At 64.9% G+C, this 20,959-nt stretch carries 19 protein-coding genes and 4 tRNA genes; 4 read left to right on the forward strand and 19 right to left on the reverse strand.

Going from position 1 to position 20,959, the window contains the following annotated elements; all coding sequences use genetic code 11:
• The first annotated feature begins 38 nt into the window (after positions 1-38).
• Positions 39-470 (forward strand): FKBP-type peptidyl-prolyl cis-trans isomerase, encoded by a 432-nt coding sequence (locus ACCQ15_RS11070; RefSeq protein ID WP_014090254.1) that lies wholly within the window; start codon positions 39-41, stop codon positions 468-470.
• Between the two features lie 10 nt (positions 471-480).
• Positions 481-1,743: a TIGR03862 family flavoprotein gene (locus ACCQ15_RS11075; protein ID WP_218488421.1), complete on the forward strand. Its 1,263-nt coding sequence runs from the start codon at positions 481-483 to the stop codon at positions 1,741-1,743.
• On the opposite strand, the gene ACCQ15_RS11080 is transcribed toward ACCQ15_RS11075, so the two are convergent.
• Positions 1,727-3,019: a nucleotide sugar dehydrogenase gene (locus ACCQ15_RS11080; RefSeq protein WP_046932256.1), complete on the reverse strand. Its 1,293-nt coding sequence runs from the start codon at positions 3,017-3,019 to the stop codon at positions 1,727-1,729. The genes ACCQ15_RS11075 and ACCQ15_RS11080 overlap by 17 nt on opposite strands.
• Positions 3,020-3,158: 139 nt before the next feature.
• Here ACCQ15_RS11080 and ACCQ15_RS11085 point away from each other — a divergent pair.
• Positions 3,159-3,242: transfer RNA gene (locus tag ACCQ15_RS11085), tRNA-Leu, on the forward strand.
• A gap of 360 nt (positions 3,243-3,602) precedes the next feature.
• Here ACCQ15_RS11085 and ACCQ15_RS11090 read toward each other — a convergent pair.
• The 13 genes from ACCQ15_RS11090 to ACCQ15_RS11150 all read right to left on the reverse strand — a co-directional run bounded on the left by ACCQ15_RS11090 (position 3,603) and on the right by ACCQ15_RS11150 (position 15,853).
• Positions 3,603-3,678 (reverse strand) — tRNA-Gly (locus ACCQ15_RS11090).
• A gap of 81 nt (positions 3,679-3,759) precedes the next feature.
• A tRNA-Cys gene (locus ACCQ15_RS11095) sits at positions 3,760-3,833 on the reverse strand.
• A 68-nt stretch (positions 3,834-3,901) separates the two neighbouring features.
• Positions 3,902-3,977 (reverse strand) — tRNA-Gly (locus ACCQ15_RS11100).
• A gap of 36 nt (positions 3,978-4,013) precedes the next feature.
• Positions 4,014-4,646, reverse strand: a complete 633-nt coding sequence (pgsA, locus tag ACCQ15_RS11105) for a CDP-diacylglycerol--glycerol-3-phosphate 3-phosphatidyltransferase (RefSeq protein WP_372380567.1) — start codon at positions 4,644-4,646, stop codon at positions 4,014-4,016.
• Positions 4,643-6,502 (reverse strand): excinuclease ABC subunit UvrC, encoded by a 1,860-nt coding sequence (gene uvrC, locus ACCQ15_RS11110; protein WP_008574530.1) that lies wholly within the window; start codon positions 6,500-6,502, stop codon positions 4,643-4,645. Before uvrC ends, pgsA begins: the two co-directional genes overlap by 4 nt.
• Entirely contained in the window at positions 6,499-7,917 is a 1,419-nt protein-coding gene (locus tag ACCQ15_RS11115) for an NHL repeat-containing thioredoxin family protein (protein WP_029819492.1), read from the reverse strand. Before ACCQ15_RS11115 ends, uvrC begins: the two co-directional genes overlap by 4 nt.
• Positions 7,918-7,940: 23 nt before the next feature.
• The gene (locus ACCQ15_RS11120; protein ID WP_011347459.1) at positions 7,941-8,405 is read right to left on the reverse strand and encodes a low molecular weight protein-tyrosine-phosphatase; all 465 of its coding nucleotides are present in this window, start codon (positions 8,403-8,405) and stop codon (positions 7,941-7,943) included.
• Positions 8,402-9,181, reverse strand: coding sequence for a 3-deoxy-manno-octulosonate cytidylyltransferase (kdsB, locus tag ACCQ15_RS11125; protein WP_014090250.1), 780 nt, complete (start codon positions 9,179-9,181; stop codon positions 8,402-8,404). The genes ACCQ15_RS11120 and kdsB overlap by 4 nt, the downstream gene beginning before the upstream one ends.
• A gap of 304 nt (positions 9,182-9,485) precedes the next feature.
• Positions 9,486-10,523 carry a tetraacyldisaccharide 4'-kinase gene (gene lpxK, locus ACCQ15_RS11130; RefSeq protein ID WP_008576646.1) on the reverse strand — a complete coding sequence of 346 codons (1,038 nt, stop codon included), beginning with the start codon at positions 10,521-10,523 and terminating at the stop codon, positions 9,486-9,488.
• A complete protein-coding gene (gene msbA, locus ACCQ15_RS11135) occupies positions 10,520-12,289 on the reverse strand; it encodes a lipid A export permease/ATP-binding protein MsbA (RefSeq protein ID WP_372380568.1) in 1,770 nt (589 codons plus the stop codon). The genes lpxK and msbA overlap by 4 nt, the downstream gene beginning before the upstream one ends.
• Positions 12,286-12,750, reverse strand: a complete 465-nt coding sequence (locus ACCQ15_RS11140; protein WP_372380569.1) for an ExbD/TolR family protein — start codon at positions 12,748-12,750, stop codon at positions 12,286-12,288. Before ACCQ15_RS11140 ends, msbA begins: the two co-directional genes overlap by 4 nt.
• A gap of 3 nt (positions 12,751-12,753) precedes the next feature.
• Positions 12,754-13,416, reverse strand: a complete 663-nt coding sequence (locus tag ACCQ15_RS11145) for a MotA/TolQ/ExbB proton channel family protein (protein ID WP_033479147.1) — start codon at positions 13,414-13,416, stop codon at positions 12,754-12,756.
• Entirely contained in the window at positions 13,307-15,853 is a 2,547-nt protein-coding gene (locus ACCQ15_RS11150; RefSeq protein ID WP_372380570.1) for a DNA internalization-related competence protein ComEC/Rec2, read from the reverse strand. Before ACCQ15_RS11150 ends, ACCQ15_RS11145 begins: the two co-directional genes overlap by 110 nt.
• Before the next feature lie 295 nt (positions 15,854-16,148).
• On the opposite strand from ACCQ15_RS11150, the gene ACCQ15_RS11155 reads away from it, so the two are divergent.
• The gene (locus ACCQ15_RS11155) at positions 16,149-17,213 is read left to right on the forward strand and encodes an SDR family oxidoreductase (protein WP_372380571.1); all 1,065 of its coding nucleotides are present in this window, start codon (positions 16,149-16,151) and stop codon (positions 17,211-17,213) included.
• A 208-nt stretch (positions 17,214-17,421) separates the two neighbouring features.
• Here ACCQ15_RS11155 and lolD read toward each other — a convergent pair whose 3' ends face one another.
• From lolD to ACCQ15_RS11180, 5 genes are all read right to left on the reverse strand, one after another.
• Positions 17,422-18,156 (reverse strand): lipoprotein-releasing ABC transporter ATP-binding protein LolD, encoded by a 735-nt coding sequence (gene lolD, locus ACCQ15_RS11160; protein WP_057682212.1) that lies wholly within the window; start codon positions 18,154-18,156, stop codon positions 17,422-17,424.
• Positions 18,149-19,390: a lipoprotein-releasing ABC transporter permease subunit gene (locus ACCQ15_RS11165; protein ID WP_008576657.1), complete on the reverse strand. Its 1,242-nt coding sequence runs from the start codon at positions 19,388-19,390 to the stop codon at positions 18,149-18,151. Before ACCQ15_RS11165 ends, lolD begins: the two co-directional genes overlap by 8 nt.
• Positions 19,391-19,413: 23 nt before the next feature.
• Complete coding sequence (locus ACCQ15_RS11170) at positions 19,414-19,866, reverse strand: protein YgfX (RefSeq protein WP_372380572.1); 453 nt, start codon at positions 19,864-19,866, stop codon at positions 19,414-19,416.
• Positions 19,817-20,065 (reverse strand): FAD assembly factor SdhE, encoded by a 249-nt coding sequence (locus tag ACCQ15_RS11175; RefSeq protein WP_003482785.1) that lies wholly within the window; start codon positions 20,063-20,065, stop codon positions 19,817-19,819. Before ACCQ15_RS11175 ends, ACCQ15_RS11170 begins: the two co-directional genes overlap by 50 nt.
• A 111-nt stretch (positions 20,066-20,176) precedes the next feature.
• Entirely contained in the window at positions 20,177-20,959 is a 783-nt protein-coding gene (locus ACCQ15_RS11180; RefSeq protein ID WP_003482787.1) for a succinate dehydrogenase iron-sulfur subunit, read from the reverse strand.

Here is a 20,959-nt window from a genome sequence, read left to right on the forward strand (position 1 = left end):
AGGTGCGATAATGGCGGCCTTTCTCCATGGACCCTGCCATGCGCCTTTTGTTGACGCTCGTTGTCGCCCTGTTGCTCGCAAGCTGCGCGCCCGCCCTGCCGCCCTCCGGCGGCACCATCGCCAGTTTCGAGCGGATCGACCGCACCGTGGGGACCGGTGCAGAGGCCACACCAGGCGCCATGGTCACCGTGCACTACACCGGCTGGCTGTACGACGAAAAAGCCGCCGACAAGCACGGCAAGAAGTTCGACAGCTCGCTGGATCGCGCTGAGCCGTTCCAATTCGTACTAGGCGGCCACCAGGTCATCCGCGGCTGGGACGATGGCGTGGCCGGCATGCGTGTCGGCGGCAAGCGCACCTTGATGATTCCGCCCGATTACGGCTATGGCGACAACGGCGCCGGTGGCGTGATACCGCCCGGTGCATCGCTGGTGTTCGATGTGGAATTGCTGGGCGTGCAGCCGCGCTGAGTGCCTGACGATGACTGATCTGAGCAGGCAGCGGCTGGCCGTGATCGGCGGTGGGCCGGCCGGTTTGATGGCGGCGGAAGTGGCCTGCGCGGCAGGCTTGGCGGTGGATCTGTACGAAGCCAAGGGCTCGGTGGGACGCAAGTTCCTGATCGCTGGCAAAGGCGGCTTGAACCTCACGCATTCCGATTCGATGCCGCTGTTTGCGCAACGCTATCGCCAACGTCAGCAACCGGTTTCCGCATGGTTGCAGGACTTCGATGCTGATGCGCTGCGCGATTGGGCGCGAGAGCTCGGTGTCGAGACCTACGTCGGCAGTTCCGGCCGTGTCTTTCCAATGGACCGCAAGGCCGCACCCTTGCTGCGCGGCTGGGTGCGCCGGCTCAAGGAGCAGGGTGTCACGTTTCATGTGCAGCACCGCTGGCTGGGCTGGACTGAAAACGGCGCACTCCGTTTCGACACACCCACCGGTGCTGTGGAGTGCAGTGCAGAGGCAGTCGTGCTGGCGCTTGGTGGCGGCAGCTGGCCGCAGCTTGGTTCCGACGGCCAGTGGCAAGCAACACTGCAGCAACGCGGTATCGCGGTAGCGCCCCTGGTGCCGGCCAACTGCGGCTTCGATATCGATTGGAGTGCGCACTTCGTGCAGCGCCATGCAGGTGCACCGCTGAAACCGGTCGTTGCGCATTGGCAGGATGGCAACGGCATGCAGCATGCATTGCAGGGCGAATGCGTGGCCACAGCGAACGGCATCGAGGGCAGCTTGATCTATGCCTTGGCCGCGGACCTGCGCGAGCAGATCGACGCCCATGGCGTCGCCGAACTCGTGCTGGATCTGATTCCCGGCCGCTCGCTCGAACGCGTGCATGCCGAACTGGCCCAACCGCGCAAGGGGCGCAGTTTCAGCGAGCATCTGCGCCGCCAGGTCGGCATCGATGGTGTCAAGGCGGCCCTGCTCTACGAAGAACTCGGCAAGCAGGCGGGCGACGACGTGGCGTTGGTCGCACGCACGCTCAAGCAGTTGCCGCTGCGACTGTTGCGGCCACGTCCGCTTGCCGAAGCAATCAGTTCTGCAGGCGGCGTGCGGCTGGAGGCGCTGGACGATCAGCTGATGGCGCAGTCGCAACCAGGGGTGTTTTGCGCTGGCGAAATGCTCGATTGGGAAGCGCCAACCGGCGGCTACCTGCTCACCGCCTGCTTCGCCAGCGGCCGACGCGCCGCACGCGGCGCTGTGCAGTGGCTAGCGCAGCACAACGCAGACGCTACAGACGATCGCTGACTGCCGCACGCGGCCACACCGATTTGACGTCGTACACCACCGCGCCCGGCTTGCCGAGCGCGGCGATCTGCGCGACGTCGTAGTCGCGATACTGCGCGTGCGCCACTGCCAGCACCACGGCATCGTAGGCGCCCTCTTCCGGCGTCTGGCTTAAATGCACACCGCCGTGCTGCAGCGCTTCAGCCGGGTCTGCCCACGGGTCGCAAGTGTCCACCTGCACACCCCCGGCCTGCAGCAACTGCACCAATTCCAGGGCGCGGCTGTTGCGCAGATCCGGGCAGTTTTCCTTGAATGTGGCGCCCAGTACCAGCACCCTCGCCTGCGCGAGCGCGACGCCACGCATGGCCAGCATGCCGCACACGCGCTCGGCCACATGTCGGCCGACCCGATTGTTGACCTGCCGCGCGGTGTGGATCAGGTCCGGGTGATAGCCCACGCTTTCGGACTTGTGCATCAGGTAGTACGGATCCACGCCGATGCAATGCCCACCGACCAGGCCAGGGCGAAACGGCAGGAAATTCCACTTGGTTCCTGCGGCCTCGAGCACATCCAAGGTGTCGATTCCCAACTTGTCGAAAATCAACGCCAACTCATTGACCAGTGCGATATTGACGTCGCGCTGGATGTTTTCGACCACCTTTGCCGCTTCGGCCACGCGCATCGACCGAGCGCGCCAGGTGCCGGCAGTGATGATGCTGGTGTACAGCGCGTCGACTGCATCAGCGGCGTCCGCCGTCGAGCCCGAGGTGATCTTGGGAATGTCGCGCAGACGCCGCTGGCGATCGCCGGGATTGACACGCTCGGGGCTGTAACCGCAAAAGAAGTCGTGGTTGAAACGCAACCCGGAGCCTGCTTCGAGCAAGGGCACGCAAACTTCTTCGGTGGTTCCTGGATAGACCGTGGATTCGTAGATCACCAGGTCGCCGGGCTTGAGGGCGGCGGCGATCAAAGCCGTGGCGCTACGCAACGGCTCCAGATCCGGTTGCTCGAAGCTGTCGATCGGCGTTGGCACGGTCACGATGAAAATGCGACAGGCGGCCAGATCCGCAGCGTTTGCGCTATAGCGCAACTGTGTTGCGGCAGCCAATTCGGCATCGTCCAGTTCCAGCGTGGCATCGTGGCCCTCGCGCAATTGCGCAACGCGCTGCGCATCGATGTCAAAGCCCAGGGTGTCGCGCTGCTCCCCGAATGCAACCGCCAACGGCAGGCCGACATAACCCAAGCCGATGACGGCGATGCGCCCCTGTGGGGGGGCGAGAAGCGTGATGCCGGACATGCGGTTCCTTAAAATGGTGCGCAGCCCGTGGCGGCCCGCTATGCGGCGGCAGCATAACGCAGGCCGCAGGCGCCAGGCAGTGCAGGAAGGACGCAGCAAAGATTCACAATCGCCGCGCAATCAGGCACGCTATCGCAATGCCCGGGTGGCGAAATTGGTAGACGCAAGGGACTTAAAATCCCTCAGCCGCAAGGCTATGCGGGTTCGACCCCCGCCCCGGGCACACGATGTATAAGGTAATCGAGTCGGCGCACACGCAATCGTCTGCGCGCCGCTTACCGGCTGATGTCCATGCACGACCATCCGCATCATGCAGCCAACGCGCTGGTCACCTGGCCCGGATGCGTTTCGATTACGCGTGCCCGCGACATCGCGTTGCGCCATTCCTCCAACGCAATCAGTCAAACCCACGTGTCCAAGTGTCCAAGCACAGGTGTGCGCACTGGCACATGCGCTCATTACCGGACACCGCAGCACCACCGCTCATATTTCGCAGCCGCCGCGTAGTGCGTGGACGCCCCCGGCAATAACACGCGACCAATAAAAAAACCCTGGATATCGATCGATATCCAGGGTTCGAATTTGGAGCGGGAAACGAGACTCGAACTCGCGACCTCAACCTTGGCAAGGTTGCGCTCTACCAACTGAGCTATTCCCGCGTGGAGCAAAATTGTACAGCGTGTTACTTCGTTGCGCCAGCCCTGTCGTCGTTATCGATGGCAGGAAGACCGCATGCGATGTGGAGGCCTGGGCCGGAATTGAACCGGCGTACGCGGATTTGCAGTCCGCTGCATAACCACTCTACCACCAGGCCGAAACATCAAACCCAAGGCATCCTGCCTTGAAACGACGAGACCCCTGACGCGGGGTCCTGTCTACATCTGGAGCGGGAAACGAGACTCGAACTCGCGACCTCAACCTTGGCAAGGTTGCGCTCTACCAACTGAGCTATTCCCGCTTGGGAGGCGAAATTCTACAGCGAACAGGATAGCTGTCAACTGTTGCTTTCGATTTTTTTCGGCTTGTTGCTGATCGCTGCTTTTTCGTCGGCGCGCAGGCTTGGCCATGCAGCCTGCAGATACTGAAACCCCGACCACAGCGTCAGCAAGGCCGCAATGGCGAGTGTCCAGTAGCCTGCACGAAATATCAGGTTGCCCAGCCAGATTTCATGCGTGGGCATTTGCCCAGGCGTGACCGAATACAACAGGCACAGCAAGGCCACCATTTGTGCGGTGGTCTTGATCTTGCCGATGGCCGCCACGCGTACCTTGGCGCGCTGGCCGATCTCGGCCATCCACTCGCGGAGTGCAGAGACGGCAATCTCGCGTCCGACGATGACTGCAGCCCAGAACGCCATCCACGGCTTGGGATGGCCCTGCACAATCAGGAACAGCGCCACGGCGACCATCAACTTGTCGGCGACCGGGTCCAGAAATGCGCCGAACGCGGAATATTGGTGATAACGCCGCGCGACCCAGCCATCCAGCCAGTCGGTGATGGCGGCCAGCGCAAACACGCCGGCGGACGCGAAATTCGTCCACGTGTACGGCAGGTAGAACACCACGACCAACACCGGGATCATCACGATCCTCAGCAGTGTCAGCCACGTGGGGATGGTCAACTTCATTGCGGACTTGCCTCGCCTGCCGCATCGGGAAGCGCCAGCCCGTGCAGGTTAGCGTAGATTCGCGCGGCAAGTGCGGCATTGACCCCCTCCACTCGTGCAATCTCAGCCTCGCCGGCGGCCTTGAGCCCGACCAGCCCGCCGAAGTGCTTGAGCAGACTCGCGCGGCGCCGAGGGCCGATGCCGGGGATATCCTCGAGCTTGCTGGTCATGCGCGCCTTCTGGCGGCGACCGCGGTGGCCGGTGATCGCAAAGCGGTGCGCTTCGTCACGCACCTGCTGGATGAATTGCAGCGCAGGCGACGCCGCGCCCGGCCGCAGCTCGCGGCCGTCGGCCATGATCAACGCTTCGTGCCCGGCCCGGCGCTCTTCGCCCTTGGCCACGCCGACCAGCAACACGTTCTCGACCCCGAGATCGGCCAGCGCGGCCTGCGCCTGTGCCAGCTGGCCTGCGCCACCGTCGATCAACAGTACGTCGGGGAGCACGCCGTTCTCTTCCACGGCGCGACGGAAGCGGCGCTCGATCGCCTGCCGCATGGCTGCGTAGTCGTCGCCCGGCGTGATGCCGGAAATATTGAAGCGCCGGTACTGGCCACGCACCGGGCCACTGGCGTCGAATACCACGCACGAAGCGACGGTCGCCTCGCCCATGGTGTGACTGATGTCGAAACACTCCACGCGCTTGACCGGCTCGGCAAGTCCAAGCATCTCGCGCAAGGCTTCGCTGCGTGCGTGCTGAGCGCTCTGGCTGGTGAGCTCGGTGACAAGCGTCAGCTGCGCATTGCGCGTGGCCAGCAGCAGATAGCCGGCACGCTCGCCGCGCACGTTCCACTTCAGCGCCACCTTGTGCTCGGCCGCCGTACTGAGCGCCGCTTCGATCAGCTCGGCTTCCGGGATCTCGCGGTCGAGCAGGATTTCGCGCGGCGGAGAGTGCTCGGCGTAGTACTGCGATACGAACGCGCCAAGAATTTCGTCGGCACTGTCTTCCCCGTTGGTCTTGGGAAAGAACGAGCGCGTGCCGAGATTGCGGCCGTCGCGAAAACTCAGCAACAAGACGCAAGCCTGGCTGGATTGCGTGGCGCAGGCCAGCACGTCCAGATCCGCTGCACGCCCGTCGACGTATTGACGGTTCTGCATGCTGCGCAGCGACGAGAGCAAATCGCGCAAACGCGCAGCACGCTCGAATTCCAGCGCCTCGCTGGCCTGCTGCATCGAGTGCATGATCTCTTCGCCGAGCTGATCGCTCTTGCCTTCGAGAAACATGGTGGCGCGGCGTACCGATTCGGCGTAATCCGGAGCCGCCACCAAGTCCACGCACGGGCCGCTGCAACGCCCGATCTGGTATTGCAGGCATGGCCGCGAACGGTTGCGGAATACGCTGTCCTCGCAACTGCGCAGCTTGAAGAGCTTGTGCATCAGGCTGAGCGTTTCGCGGACACCGGTGACGCCCGTGTAAGGGCCGAAATAACGGCCTTGCACCGCACGCGGACCGCGGTGCAAGGCAATCCGGGGCCATTGTTCGCGGGTCAGCAACACGTATGGGTAGCTCTTGTCGTCACGCAACGAGACGTTGTAGCGCGGCGACAGCGATTTGATCAGCTGGTTTTCCAGCAGTAGCGCTTCGGCTTCGCTGCGGGTGACGGTGACGTCCATGCGCGCGACCTGCGACAGCATCGAGGTCAACCGGGCGTTCTTCGGTGTCCCGTTGAAATAGCTGCCCACACGCTTGCGCAACGCGCCGGCCTTGCCGACGTACAGCAAGGTATCGTCGCCCGCATACATGCGATAGACGCCAGGCGCGGTGCTCAGTTGCGCAGCAAACGCTTTTCCATCGAAATCGTTGTGGGGCCTGACGCTCATTCGTCTATCGAAACATCACTCAGTTCGCCGCTTGCAAGGTCGTACCGCAAGATGGCATGTGCATCGGTTTCTGCGATCCAGACCGCACCGGCGGTGACCGCCAGACCGGCCGGGCCATGCAGACGACGCGGCAGCGCGACCGTGGTCAATTCACCGCCGCCCAGGCGCAGGCAGCGCAGGCGGCCATTGCCGGTGTCGGCGATCCACAGCAACGGCGAATCGGCCGCCAGTGCAATGGCCTGTGGGAACTGCAGGCGTGCCGTGCTGCGTGGGCCGTCCTGATCTCCAAACTGCCAGGTGCCCTGCCCGCCGACCAAGGTCTGTACCAGATCGCCGCGTAGTTGCATGGTGCGGATTGACGAGCCCAGCCCGTCGCAGACATAGGCCACCTGCTGCACGGACGCCAAGCCGGCCGGCTGTGCGAAAGCAGCGAGATGGCCGCTGCCGTCGCGAATTTCAAGGGCACCGGTGCCTGCGCGCGCGGTCAGCGCGGCGCGGCCCAGGTGATAACTCCAGATCCGGTTATCGCCGGCCATGGCGATCAACACCTGGTTGTCGGCGATGGCCAGACCTTGCGGGTAGTTCAGCGCAGAGGCACCGGGCGACGCCAGCGGGCCTTCGACCGGCTCGCCGGAACGGCCGGTGCCGCACAAGGTATCCACCTGCCCGCTGCGCAGGTTGATACGACGTAGCGCATGGTTGCCTGTATCGGCGACATACAGCTGATCGCGTTCCAACGCCAAACCTTGCGGGCGCCGGAATGCCGCTTCGCCGACACCGCCGTCGATGAGATCAGCATTGCCATGCCCGAACTGGCGCAGTACGCGCCCGCTGTGCGTGCACTCGAGCACGCGGTGATGGCCGGTATCGGCGACATACAACCGGTCTTCGGTCGCGGCCAGGCCGGTAGGAAAACGCAATGCCAGGTGCGGCTCGGGCTCGCGCTCGGCCACGCCGTGCAGGTCGGCGTCCGATGGCGGCTGCTGGCCCTCGCACAGGGCAGTCAGCGCCTTGTCCAGATCGCCAGTGACGCCCACCAGGCGCTGCCGCTCGCGGCCGTAGGCATCCAGCAGCACCAGCGTGGGCCAGGATTCGATACCGAAGCGACGCCAGGTTTCCCAGTCCTTGTCGAGCAGGATCGGCGCACTCACGCCGTGTCCGCGCAGTTGTTTAAGCGAGCGTTGCGGCAGGCGCTCGCTGTCGAAACGCGGCACCTGCACCACGATCACCTGGAGCCGGCCAGGGCTGCGCGCCTGCCAGTGGGCAAGCTCGGCCAGGCGTTCGGCGCACCACACCGAACTGGCGTTGACGAACGCCAGCACCAGCGCACGGCCGCGATGCTCCTGCAAGGTGGAGGGCCTGGCATTGAGCCAGGTGGGAAATTCCGGCAGTTCCTGGGTGAGCTGGGCGTTCATGCGGTGATTATGCCCAAGCGCGATTAGCCGCGGGTGAGTCTGGCCACGGTGAGGCGCGCGGCAGTGTCGACCAGCTGCCATACCTGCTCGAAGTCATGCATGCTGCCGGTATACGGGTCGGGGATTTCATCGCGCGCGTCGATGCCGGCCCAGGGCAGCCACAAGGCGAGCTTGTCGCGCTGCGCCGCCGGGGCGAGCCGCTGCAGATCGCGCAGATTGCTGGCGTCTGCGCACAACAGCCAATCGAAATGCTCGAAATCCGAGTGCTTCACCTGGCGCGCGCGGAGGCCGGAAATATCCACGCCGTGACCGCGCGCGCAGCGGATGGCGCGCGGGTCCGGCGCCTCGCCGGCATGCCAGTCGCCGGTACCGGCCGAATCGACCTGGATGCGCCGCGACAAACGGGCTTCATCCAGCCGCGCACGCAACGCACCCTCGCCCATCGGTGAGCGGCAGATATTGCCCAGGCAGACGACCAGCACCTTCATGGCGATGCCACCCGCACCTGTGCGCGGACGAGATCGTCCGGGGTATCGATGCCCGGCGGAAACGGCTCAGGCGTCACCGCCACGGCGATGCGATAACCGGCTTCCATCACGCGCAGTTGTTCCAGCGATTCGATGCGCTCCAGCATGCCAGGCGGCATGGCCGCGAAGCGTTGCAGGAAGCCTGCGCGATAGGCGTAGATGCCGATGTGGCGCAGCCACTGACCTTCTGCAGGCACGCTATCGCGCTGGCTGGCGAAGCTGTCGCGGTGCCAGGGAATCGGCGCGCGGCTGAAATACAGCGCATCGCCGCCGGCTGTGCGCACCAGCTTCACCACGTTGGGATCGAACAGGTCGTGCGCGTTGTCCACCGGCGCGGCCAGCGTGGCCATTTGGGCACCGGAGTGCTGCAGCAGATCGGCAACGGCGCGGATGCCTGCAGCCGGCGCGAACGGTTCGTCGCCCTGCAGATTGACCACGCAGGTCTGGTCGTCCCATCCGGCAATGCGTGCGCATTCGGCAAGGCGGTCGGTGCCGGACAGATGCGCGGCGCCGGTCATTGCCACATGCACTCCTGGCAGATGTTCGATCGCCGCAGCGATGCGCGCGTCGTCGGTGGCCACCCATACCTCGCGCGCACCCGCCAGCAACGCACGCTCGGCCACATGCTGGATCATCGGGCGATCGCCGATCCGTTGCAGCGGTTTACCCGGCAGCCGCGTAGAGGCGTAACGGGCGGGAATGGCGACGACGAAATCGGCAGGCGTGGTGGGTGTCATACGTGCGCGCTCTGGATGCAGTGGGGAAACGAGAAAACCGAATCGCTTGATGCCGATGTGTGATTGAGCGAAGTGGCTATATTCAGTGGGAGCTGCGCTGCACGGCATCAGCACTCAAAAACGCGCTGCATGCCCTGCTCGCAGCCATGCGCACCGATATTTCAGGGCAGACCTCTGCCCGAGTGTTGCGAAACGTCATGCAGCCTGGATGCCACATCACAGCAGCAAGCGCGTCCTCGACGCCTGGCTCGCGATGGTTGGCCAGCAACGTCCAGCTGCATGCTCACCATGGCCCGTGATGCACTCACACGCCCTGCCGGCTGGCCAATTTGTTCAGGCGGTCCAGCAGACTCACCCAGAACGCGGCCGGCAGCTCCGCCTTCAGTGGCACGCTGTACAACCACTCGTCGGCGAACGGACGGCATTTCACCGCATCCTTTTCGGTCATCAGCACCGGCAGGCGGCTTCCGAAGCTGAAATCCGCGGCGCGGTAGACGTGATGATCCGGAAACGCGTGCGGCACCACGCCAATGCCGCGCGCGCGCAGCATGGCGAAGAAACGTTCCGGATGCGCGATGCCCGCCACCGCATGCACGCGCTGCCCGGCAAGCATGCTCAAGGGCTGCGCACGCTTGCCATCCATCGGCTGCACGCTGTCGATGCTCAAACGCATCTGCCACTCGCCGAAACCGGCATCATCGGGCACCTGCGGTGCGGCAGTCGCACTGGCCTGGCCGAGATTGACCACGCGGAAATCGCAATCGCGTGCCCGCGCGGCCGGTTCGCGCAGCGGCCCAGCGGGCAACAGGCGTCCGTTGCCGTAGCGCCGCTGGCCATCGACCACTTCGATCTCGACATCGCGCGCCAGACGGTAATGCTGCAGCCCGTCGTCGCAGATCACGATGTCGCAGCCCGCTTCGACCAGCGCCCGTGCAGCGGCGAGCCGGTCGCTGTCGACACGCACGCGTGCACCGGTTTTCCAGGCGATCAACACCGGCTCATCGCCGCCGAGCGCCACCGGCGTGTCCGCTTCGACCCACCGCGCGGTACCTGCGTCATCGCGGCCGTAGCCACGGCTGGCGACGCCAGGCGTCCAGCCGGCTTCCTGCAGCTTTGCGACCAAGGCGATCGTCAGCGGCGTCTTGCCGGTGCCGCCGGCGGTGACATTGCCAACCACGATCACCGGCACTGGTACCCGGTGGCGCCGGCGCCAACCGCGGCGATACAGCGCCCGCCGCAATGCAATGGCAGCGCCGTAGACCGGCGCCAGGATGCGCGCCGGCAAGGGGATCGGCGTGTTGTCGTACCAGTAACCCGGGGTGCGGGTGCCGCGCTTGCTCATGCCTGGCGTTCGCGGAATTGCATGCCGTGCAGATGCGAATACAAGCCGCCCTGCGCCAGCAATTGGTGATGCGTACCGCGCTCGACGATCCGCCCCTGGTCCATCACCAGCACCTGATCGGCATGCTCGATGGTGGACAGGCGATGCGCGATGACCAGCGTGGTGCGGTCCGGCATCAGCTTGTGCAGGGCGTCCTGTACCAAGCGCTCGGATTCGTTGTCCAGCGCTGCGGTGGCCTCGTCCAGGATCAGGACCGGCGCGTCCTTGAGCATGGCGCGTGCGATCGCCAGACGCTGGCGCTGGCCACCGGACAGGCGCCCGCCCTTGGTGCCGACATGCGACTGCAGCCCCTCGGGCAGTTGCGCGACAAATTCCATTGCGTTTGCGCCCAGAATCGCCCGCTCCAACTGGCCGGCATCGGCGTTGCGCATTTCACCGAACGCCACGTTGTCGGCGATGCTGCCGTCGAACAACATCACCTGCTGGCCCACCAGCGCAATCTGCCTGCGCAGATCCGCCAGCGCATACGCCTGCATCGGATGACCGTCGAGCAAGATCTGCCCGGCCTCGGCTTCGTAAAAACGCGGGATCAACTTGATCAGACTGGACTTGCCGCTTCCGGAACGCCCGACGATGGCAGTGACGGTGCCCGGTTGCGCAACGAAACTGACATCGGCCAGCGCCGGATTGACCTGGCCGGGGTAGCGCGCCGTGACATCGCGAAATTCGATCAAGCCCTTGGCACGCGTCAGCGGCACGGTACCTTGATCCGGCTCGTCCGGGCTGTCGAGCACTGAAAACAAGCGCTCGGCCGATGCCAGGCCGCGCTGCACCATGTTCTGCACATTGGTGAGCTGCTTGAGGCCCGGAATGATGGTCAGCATCGAAGTCATCAGCACGACGAAATCGCCGGCCGTCAGGCGCCCGGCCAAGGCCTGCGCACCGGCCACGAACAGCAGGGCCGACAGGCCGATCGCGCCGATCATCTGCACGGTGGCAGTGGAAATGCCGCGGGTGGATTCGACCTTCATCGCCAGGCGCAGGTTGCGATTGGCCAGCGCGCCATAGCGCTCCATTTCGGTCTGCTGGGCCCCGTAGATCTTGACCTCCTGATGGCTGGACAAGGTCTGGTCGGCAGCCTGCAGCAGCTGCGCACCGCTTTCCTGGATGCTGTGGCTGATACGGCGGTAGCGCCGCGCCACCTTGTCCATCACCCAGGCCAGCACCGGGGCGAGCACCAGGATGGTCAACGTCACCTGCCAGCTATGCCACAGCATCAGTGCCAGCGCACCGATCACCTGCAGCGATTGCTGGATCATGACCTTGACCGCATCCACTGCGGCCTGCGCAACCTGGTCCGAATCCGAGCCCAGGCGTATCAGCATCGAGGGCACCGGCTCCGAATCGAAGCGTGACCCCGGCAGGCGCAGATACTTGGCCATCACCTTGATACGCAGGTCGCGCGCGATGCTGCGTGCGGACTTGCCCATGGCCATGTCGGTGATGTAGCCGGCGACGCCGCGCACCACGAACAGCAGGATGATCTGCACCGGCAGCCAGCGACTGACCTCGGCGTTCTTGTAGATGAAGGTCTCGTTGGTGATCGGCTTCATCAACGCCAGAAACCCGGTGGTGCCGGCCGCTTCGATCAACGCGGCGATCAACGCGGCCACCAGCAACAAGCGATACGGCTTGGCAAACGCCAGCAGGCGACGGTACGTGCGCCAGGAAGACACTGGCGCCGGGCGGTCGGTGGAGATGGTCACTGGCGGGTTCCGTTGGTGCTTGTCTTGCCGGTCGTACCGGTGGCGCTGGCCGGAGGCGCGGTGGCGATGGCAATGCGCCGGAAGCCGAGCTGGCCCAGCGCATCCTGCGCGGTCACCACGGCCTGATACGGGGTCCGCGCATCGGCGCGCATCAGCACGGTCTGTTCGCGGTCATCGCCGGCGATCTGGGCGATGGTCTGCTTGAGCGAATCCACATCCGAGCGCAGTACTTCCTGATCGTTGATGAAATAACGCCCATCGGCGTTGACCAGCACGCTCAACGAACGCGGCGGCGCACTGGTGTGCTGGTCGCTGGCGGTCGGCAACTGCAGCTGCAGCGTGGAGCGTGCGTCGAAGGTCGTGGTCACCACGAAAAAGATGATGAGGACGAAGATGACGTCAATCAATGGCACCAGGTCGATATGCGGCTCGTCCTGGCTTCGGTCGCTGCCGATGCGCATCCGTCAACCCTTCGCCGTGACGGGCTTGGCGCCCGCTGCGGCCGGCGCGACGGCTGCCGGCACGACTCGGCCATCGATGGTGTCCAGCAACAAGGTGGCTTCCTGCTCCATCTCGATGATGTAACCGGCGATGCGCCCCTTGAAGAAGCGATGTGCCATCAATGCCGGAACAGCGATGATCATGCCGGTGGCAGTGCACACCAGCGCTTTGCCGATGCCGCCGGCGAGCTGATTCACATCGCCGACGCCGTGATCGAGGATGCCCAGGAACATCTGGATCATGCCGACCACGGTACCAAGCAGACCCAACAACGGCCCGGCCGAAGCGATCGTGCCCAACGCATTCAGGTAGCGCTCCATGCGATGCACCACATGCCGGCCGGTGTCTTCGATACGTTCGCGAATCATGTCGCGCGGGCGGCCGCGCACATCCAGCGCAGCGGCCAGCAAGGCGCCCAACGGCGAATTGCGGCGCAGCGATTCGATGTGGGTGGGATCCAGATTGCCGCGCGCGGCCCAATTGCGCACTTCTTCACCCAGGCCCGGCGGCGTCACCTCATTGCGGCGCAGGCTCCACAGACGCTCCAGCACGATCGCCAGGGCGATCACGCCCAGCAACAGCAACGGCACCATCGGCCAACCGCCTGCCTTGACCAGCTCCAACACGATTCGATTCCTCCGGCAACACGGCCGCCTGTTCGCTGACCGATAGGATAGCAGCCGACCGCCGCCGTTCCGCAGCATCCCATAGCCGCGGCTGCCAGCGCCGCCGCTCGCGCAGTTGCATGCCCGCGGCACCGAGCCAAACCCGTATCGCTCCCGCCTGGGCAGTGTCCAGCACTTCTGCTCCGCCCGACTTCCAGCGTTGCACGACCTCGGCGCGCGGATGCCCGAATCTGTTGCCATGACCGGACGACACCAGCGCCAGGCGTGCGCCGGTCGCGGCGATGAAGCCGGCCTGCGAGCCGTCGGCGCTGCCGTGGTGCGGCACGATCACCAGGTCCGCACGCAGATCCGCGGCGCGCCCGCGCAGCAGGCGGCGCTCGACGATTTCGCCAATATCGCCCGGCAACAGTGCGCTCGCAGACGCGGTCTCGACCCGCAGCACGCAGCTGGATTGATTGCGTAGATAAGGAAACCCAACGCCGGGATGCAGGAAGCGGAAGCGCACACCGTCCCACTCCCACTGCTGCCCGGCGCGGCAACGTGCGGTGACGTCCAACGGCGCACCCGGTGGCGCAGCCGTGCGTGCCACCGGCAGCCCCGTGCGCACCGCGGCATAGCCACCGGCATGATCGGCGTCGGCGTGGCTGAGCACGATGGCATCCAGCCGGCGTACGCCAAGCGCGCGCAACGCCGGCAGCACGACGCGCTCGCCGGCATCGAACCCGTCGCGCACCGCCGGACCGGTATCGAACAACAACGCATGGCGTTGCGTGCGCACCAGCACCGCCAAGCCCTGGCCCACATCCAGCACCTGCACTTCCGCCTCGCCTGCGGCGGGTAGCTCGCGATCCGGCCAGAGCAGCGGCAACCACAGCAGCGCCGCCAACGATTTACCCGGCGTCGCGCGCGGCAGCAACAGCCAGAACGCACCGAGCAAGGCGGCGATCAGGGCAACCCCATCGGACTCGGGCACCCACCACAACGCCACCGCGGTGTGCCCGAGCCAGACGAACCCCGGCCAGGTCAGCTCAAAGCACCAGCCCGCAAGCTGCCATGCCCATACGCCGGTCCCTGGATAGATCGCTTCGAGCGCGGTCCCCAACAGGCACAGCGGCACCACCACGAAAGTCCACCAGGGAATGGCGACCAAATTGGCGAATGGCCCGACCAGCGACGCCTGCCCGAACAGGCTGACCGTCAACGGCAGCAGGCCAACGGTGGCCACGGTCTGCGCAGACAGGAAGCCGCGCACGATGGCGCGATCGTCAGACGGCAGGCACCAGACCAGCCATGCCACGCCGGCGAAGCTGAGCCAGAAGCCAGCCACCAGCACGCTGAGCGGATCCCACAGCAACACCGCCAACAAGGCGAGCGAGAGGACGTGCGCGGTCGAGGCGCGTCGCCGCAGTACCCTGGCGAGGGCCACCACCGCAATCATCAACACGGTGCGTACCGTCGGCAGCGCCAGGCCAGCCAATAGCGCGTAGGCGGCGGCGCCGAGTAGCGCGGCAATCGATGCCGCATGCAGACGCGGCATGAAGGTGCCCAGTCGCGGCTGCCAGCGCCATATGCCAGCGACCAGCAGCGCGAAGAATGCCCCGACCAGCCCGACATGAAATCCAGAGATGGCGATCAGATGGCTGAGCCCGGTCGCGCGCAACGTTGCCCATGCCATATCGTCCAGCCCGCGGGTATCTCCGAGCGCGAGCGCCCGCAGGTACGGCGCAGAAGGGCCGCCGACACGCTCGGCGATGCGTTGCGACATCCGTTCGCGCCACGCATCCACGCCTTGCGGCGGCGCGATCTGGCGTGCGGTTGCAGGCATGCGCACATAGCCCGTCGCAGCGATGCGCTGCGCCAGTGCCTGGCGCTCGGCATCGAAGCCTCCGGGATTGCGCAAGCCGCTTGGCGCACGCAGCTTGAGCCGCAGCTGCCAACGCGCACCTGCATGCAGCGCTGCGCGCGGGCCGATGCGCTCGGCGCCAAAGTCGTCGTACCAGGCCAGTTGCAGGAGCTTCCCGCGCAGTGCCGCCGGCTGCGCCGGCGCTTGGTCCACGCGCAGCTGAAAGCGGGTACGGCGTTGCTCGGCGGTCGGCAGGCCGACAATCTGTCCGCGCACGGTGACATCGCGTGTTTCATTCCGGGGAAGCAGTTGCGACTGCAGGGCATCGGTCACCTGCCACCCCATCGTCCCGAATCCAAAGAGTGCCGCCGCCCCTGCCAGCAATAGCGCACTCCGGCGCGGGCGCAGCCACACCGTCGCGCCGCTGCCCAGCAATGCAACACACGCGCAGCCGACGTAAACCATGCGCGCAAGCAGTGTGGGCGACCAGGCGCAGGCCACCACGCCCAGCAATAACGCGGCCGCAATGGCCACCGCCGATCCCATCTGTGGCGGCGCTGCCTGCGCTGACACCTCCATGCTGTCGGTCGCCATCCCGCACCCTATCGATCAACGTCTTCACCTTAGATCGCGGCACCTTCCACGCACAGCGGAGATCTGCCCGAGGCTGGGTAGGAAGAACACTGAGCGGCGCTCGCTGATCGCGAATACGGAAGAAGTACTGCAGCCCGCAACCGCTAGATGCAGTGCGTAGGACAGTGCACACCTGACGATGCATGCCGCAGCAAATGGAGCGATCAACGGCGCAGCACGCGCTCTGGCCCAGTATTCGCCCCGATTTCATGGTGTCGCCGCTAAGGTGAAATCCGTTTTCCAGGAGCCTCCCCCCATGCGTAAAGGCATTGCATTGATCGTCGGTGTGACCGGCATCTCCGGTTACAACCTTGCCAACGTGCTGCTCGCCGACGGCTGGACCGTGTACGGCCTTGCACGCCGGCCACTGCCCCACGACGGTGTCATTCCGGTCGCGGCAGATCTACTGGACGCCGACAGCACCAACAGCGCGTTACGTGGCCTACCGATTACCCACGTGTTCTTCTGCACCTGGACCCGCCGCGATACCGAACGCGAGAACGTCCAGGCCAACGGCGCGATGATGCGGCACCTGTGCGATGCACTCAGCGATGCGCCGCTGCAGCACATGGCGCTGGTCACCGGCACCAAGCACTACCTGGGCGCCTTCGAGAATTACGGCAGCGGCAAGGCCGAGACGCCGTTTCGCGAAAGCGAGCCGCGCCAGCCGGGCGAAAACTTCTACTACACGCTGGAAGACCTGCTGTTTGCGCATGCGCAGCAGCACGGTTTCGGCTGGAGCGCACATCGCTCGCACACCATGATCGGCATGGCCAACGGCAGCAACGCCATGAACATGGGCGTGACGCTGGCGGTGTATGCATCGCTGTGCAAGCACACCGGGCAACCGTTCGTGTTCCCAGGGTCGCAAGCGCAGTGGAACAGCCTCACCGACCTCACCGATGCCGGGCTGCTCGGCCGCCAACTGGCCTGGGCCGGGCTTAGCCCCGCAGCGCGCAATCAGGCCTTCAACACCGTCAATGGCGATGTGTTCCGCTGGCGCTGGATGTGGGGCGAGATTGCGAAGTTCTTCCAACTCGATGCTGCGCCCTGCCCCGCTGTGCCTGAACCGCTGGAACCACGCATGAGCCAGACCGCACCTGCCCTGTGGGCTGAGGTGGCCGCGCAACACCAGCTGGTAGAGTCCGACGTCAATCGGCTTGCATCGTGGTGGCATACCGATGCCGACCTAGGCCGCGAGATCGAGTGCGTCAACGACATGACCAAGAGCCGCGAACTGGGTTTCCTCGACTTCTACGACAGCCGCGCCTCGTTCTTCGAACTATTTACCCGCCTGCGGGCACTGCGCATCATTCCTTGACCGATGCCATGGCATCGCCGCAGGCTGCATTGGCCTGCGGCGACCAGGCAGCTAATGCCCTGGCGGTTGGGGTGCATGCGATCGTGCGCTGCCACTGCACTTCAATTCGCCACCATTTCGGCTAACGGGCACAGCACCGGTGACCGCTGAAGATTCCACGCTCATACACGACGCGATCGGTCTGCCAACCGACCGCTTCGCCATGCGCTTACACCGCAGACGGCGCCAATTCGCGCAGCTTGCCCTGGTGTAGCTCCAGCACGCGGTCCAGGCGCCGTGCCAAGCCGCGGTCGTGCGTCACCAACACCAGGCTGGTGCGCTGGGCGCGGTTGAGCTCCAGCATCAGCTCGAACACGGTGCCCGCGGTCTTGTCGTCCAGATTGCCGGTGGGCTCGTCGCCCAATACGCAGCCCGGCTTGTTGACCAATGCACGCGCCACCGCACAGCGCTGACGTTCGCCCCCGGAGAGTTCGCTGGGCTTGTGTTCGACGCGATGCCCAAGCCCAACCGATTCCAGCAGTTGCAGTGCCTGACCCTTGGCGACGGCCACATCCTTGCCGGACAACAGTACCGGCATCATCACGTTCTCCAACGCGGTGAATTCGGGCAACAAGTGATGGAACTGGTAGACGAAGCCAAGCGCCTGGTTACGCAGCTTGCCGCGCTGCGCGTCGGACAGCGCCGACATGCGCTCGCCGGCCACATACACCTCGCCGGAGGTCGGAATATCCAGCCCGCCGAGCAGATGCAGCAAGGTGCTCTTGCCGGCGCCGGAGGCACCGACGATCGCCACGGTTTCGCCGGTGGCCACCGAGAGATCCAGGCCATCGAATACCGGCGTGCGCATCTTGCCTTCGGCGTAGGTCTTGGCCAGCGCTTCGGCGCGGATCACCGCAGTTGCCTGTTCTGGTGTTTGCACGGCCGCTTCCCGGATCTCATTCATAGCGCAGCGCCTCCGCCGGCTGGGTGCGCGAAGCGCGCCACGCCGGGTACAAGGTCGCCAGGAAACTCATCACCAAAGCCACCACGGTGATCACTACCACGTCCTGGGTTTGCATATCGGTCGGCAGGCCGGTGATGTAGTACACGTCTTCGGGTAGCAACTTAACGCTGAAAATCGTTTCGATCACGCCCAGGATGCGTTCGAGGTTGAACGTCAGCACGATGCCGCCGATCACGCCCATGAAGGTACCCATGAAGCCGATCAACGAGCCCTGCACCATGAATACCTGCATCACCCCGCCCGGCGACAGCCCGAGCGTGCGCAAGATGGCGATATCGGCCTGTTTGTCGGTCACCAGCATCACTTGCGAGGACACCAGGTTGAACGCCCCCATCGCCACGATCAGCGACAGCAGGATGCCCATCACCGTCTTTTCCATCTTCAAGGAGTGGTACAGGTTGGCGTTTTCCTGGGTCCAGTCGCTGACCCGATACGGGCCGTGCAACTTCACCGCCAGATCGCGCGCCACCGGCCAGGCCTGATCCATGTCATGCAGGCGCAGGCGCACGCCGGTGACGCCATCCATGCGCAGCACGCGCGCCAGGTCCTGCATGTTCACCACGGCCAGGCCGCGGTCGATCTCGTTGTATCCGGCCTCGAAAATACCGCTCACGGTAAAGCGCTTGAGCCGCGGCATCGCGCCCAGCGGCGTTGCCTGGGTGTCGCTGAGCAACACGACGATGCTGTCGCCGACATCCACGCCAAGCCACAACGCCAGCTCCTTGCCGATGACGATGTTGTACGAGCCAGGGGTCAGGCTGTCGACCGAGCCCTGCTGCATCTTCTTGGCCAGCACCGACACCTTGCCTTCCTCGGCAGGAATCACGCCGCGCACGATGGCCGGCTGCTTGCGCGGGCCCTGCAATAAGGATTCGGTTTCGATGTAGGGCGCGGCACCGGCCACGCGCGGATCGGACATGGCGACCTCGACCGCATGCTGCCAGTCGCGCATCGGCGCGCCTTCTGCACTGACGGTCGCGTGGGCAGCCATCTGCAGCAGGCGGTCGCGGATTTCCTTCTGGAAACCGCTCATCACTGCAAGCGTGGTGATCAGCACGGTCACGCCCAGGGCGATGCCCAGGATCGACGCCATCGAAATAAACGATATGAAGCCATTGCGCCGCTTGGCACGCAGATAGCGCAAGCCGATGGCAACCGGGATAGGTTTGAACATGCGGTTCAACCGGGAAAGGGACGCTATGGTGCCACTAGCGGCCGCCCCGACGAAATGGCGTGGGCCTGAGCGGCCAGACGCAGTTCACGTCGTTGCGGCGCCGGCAAGGTGTCCGGCCAGAGATGCAGGCGCTCGCGCCGGCCATCCGCTCGCCTCCACGACACCACCGCAAGCGGTCCGCGCCAACGGACCTGCAGCCCTTCTACCTGCATACCGTCAATGCTGGCGGGCGTTTGCGTCCATGGCACCAGCAACTGCCTCACTGGCGAACGCAACAGCTGGCGCACTGCTCGCCCGCCTGCAAACACCGCGTACGCCGACAACAACACGGCCAGCCACGGTGGTACGCCACTGCGCCACACCGCCCACACGGCCAGCGCTACCAACACGCTCAATGCGCAAATCAACCAGCGCGAGGGGCGCCACTCAAGCCGGCAAGGCGCGAATATCGGCGATGAGTGCGGCGTTGGCGGCATCGGGGCAAGCCTCGTATCCCATGAACCAGCGCCACAACTTATCGTCTTCGCAATCCAGTAGCTGTAGGAAAACCGCGCGCTCGGCGTCGGGAGCCTGCGCCCAGCGTTGATCAAGGTAGCGCCCGAATAATTGGTCGAGTTCGCGCATGCCGCGTCGGCAACGCCAGCGCAGTTTTTTCAGCAGGGTTTGTTCGTCCATTCTCACTCTCCACCGCACCGCATGGCGGGCCAAAAACGACAGCGGCACCTGACCCAAGGGCCGGTGCCGCTGCGAACCACATCCCCGTGGTGGGGAATCAATGCCGTGTAATCAGGCGCGACGCGCCATCATCAGCTTCTTGATTTCGGCGATCGCCAGCGCCGGGTTCAAGCCCTTCGGGCAGGTCCGTGCGCAGTTCATGATGGTGTGGCAGCGATACAGCTTGAACGGGTCTTCCAGATCGTCCAGACGCGCACCGGTGTCTTCGTCGCGCGAATCGATGATCCAACGGTAGGCCTGCAGCAGGATCGCCGGGCCCAGATACCGCTCGCCATTCCACCAGTAGCTTGGGCAACTGGTCGAGCAGCATGCGCACAGGATGCACTCGTACAATCCGTCGAGCTTGCGACGGTCTTCCGGCGACTGCAGGCGCTCGCGGTCCGGCGGCGGCGGGGTCTGGGTACGGATCCACGGCTTGATCGACGCGTACTGCGCATAGAAATGCGTCAGATCCGGCACCAGGTCCTTGATCACGCTCATGTGCGGCAGCGGATAGATCGGCACCTCGGACTTGCCGCATGCGGCAATCGCCTTGGTGCAGGCCAGCGTGTTGGTGCCATCGATGTTCATCGCGCACGAGCCGCAAATGCCCTCGCGGCAGGAGCGACGGAACGCCAGCGTCGGGTCGATCTCGTTCTTGATCTTGATCAGCGCGTCCAGGACCATCGGGCCGCATTTATCCAGATCGATCTCGTAACTGTCGGTGCGCGGGTTGGCGTCGACGTCCGGATCCCAGCGGTAGACCTTGAAGGTGCGCGTGTTCTTGGCGCCCTTTGCAGGGTAATGCTTGCCCTTGCCGATCTTTGAATTCTTGGGGAGGGTGAACTCTGCCAT

Origin of the sequence: Xanthomonas sp. NCPPB 1754 (genome assembly GCF_041475725.2) — a bacterium.
GTDB classification, from domain to species: domain Bacteria; phylum Pseudomonadota; class Gammaproteobacteria; order Xanthomonadales; family Xanthomonadaceae; genus Xanthomonas; species Xanthomonas euvesicatoria.